Origin of the sequence: Caenimonas soli, assembly GCF_013155545.1 — a bacterium.
In the GTDB taxonomy this organism is placed as follows: domain Bacteria; phylum Pseudomonadota; class Gammaproteobacteria; order Burkholderiales; family Burkholderiaceae_C; genus Ramlibacter; species Ramlibacter soli.
In genome coordinates this window covers 1-1,322 of the sequence record NZ_JABJVV010000047.1, presented here as the reverse complement: position 1 = coordinate 1,322, position 1,322 = coordinate 1, and the positions used below count along the sequence as shown (strand labels likewise).

General features: G+C 61.5%; 1 protein-coding gene. It reads left to right on the top strand.

The features are described from left to right. Positions 1-1,254 (top strand): hypothetical protein (locus HNE04_RS27800; protein WP_207717759.1); only part of this gene is annotated, 1,254 nt, incomplete at its 5' end. Between the last annotated feature and the right edge of the window lie 68 nt (positions 1,255-1,322).

The window sequence follows — 1,322 nt, the reverse complement described above, 5'->3', positions numbered from 1 at the left end:
CCAGGGGTCACGGGACTGGACATCAATGTGACGGGATTCACGATCGTGCGGCCCAACAGCACGACCGCCACCGGGACGGCCACGTTAGAGCCACTGGCAGGGTCACCGAATGCGAGCGGCGACTTCCTTTTCAGCGGAACGCTCAGCGCTGACTTCGACAACAACCCAGGCACGACCGACGCGCCGATTAATTACTTCCTGACGGCATTGGCCAACGGCACCTACAAGCTGGACCTTGTCGAAGGATTTGTCTCCACCACGAGCACCGTGTCGACGATCGATGGATTGACTGCCGGCGGTCCGGACCCGGTGCAAACCCTGACGCCGGGGGCGGGCCTGCATCCACCCGCACCGCTGAACGACAAGCAGATCGTCTTTTTCAACGTGCTGGCAACCGCCAACGAGAGTCAGGTCGAGAGCCTGATCGGCGGAGACCCCGATCTGACCGAGGCGCAAATCGAGGGCAACTCCGCGTTAACGCCTTTCCTGGGCACCGAGGCCATGAATGTCAGCACTTCCGGTATCGGGGTGGGAAACAACAACCTGAACGGTAGTGACACGTCGTCGAGCGGGCTGGACGAGAGTTTCGTCGCCAACCCCGAATTCGACGTCACCAAGGTGAAGGTGTTTATCGACAACTCGGTATCCGGCTATACGCCGGCGACCGAGAGCCTGTTCTGGACCCTGTACTACACGGACGGTTCTACCTCGGGTGCGCCGGTCAAGGTGCTCGCCGGTGACATCATTGCCGGGGCCAAGTCCAATGATCCGGTTCACTTCGACGTGCAGGCGGCCGCCGGCAAGACCATCGACGCGATCCAGCTGACCATGGACACGGGCACGATCAAGGTTCCGTTCATCGAGTTCGTCACCGAGATCGCCGCCCCGGCCAACGACTTGCAGCTGGCCTTCCAGGCGATCATGACCGACGGCGATGGCGACACCGCCACCAGTAACTTCCTGGCCAATCTCTTCGCCAATGAGCTGGCCGGCAGCTTCAACTTTGTGCAGACGGGCACGAGCGGCGCCGATGCGTTCAACATCGACCTGCCCGATACGAAGAATACGTACCAGGCCAACGCCTTCACGCCGGGCGTCGACAAGCTGGTGCTGCTGGGAGCCAACAGCTTCACGATCGACAATACCGGCGCCAACAGCATCGTGGATATCACCGAAACGGCAGGCGGCCAGCACACCATTGTCACGGTGGTGGGTGTTGATCTTGCCGCAACCGACATCACCACGATCGTCTGAGCGCAGGCCGGGCCGCAAGGCCCGGCCTGATTGCGGATCTCAGGGCTTGGAGATGACGATCTGGCTGA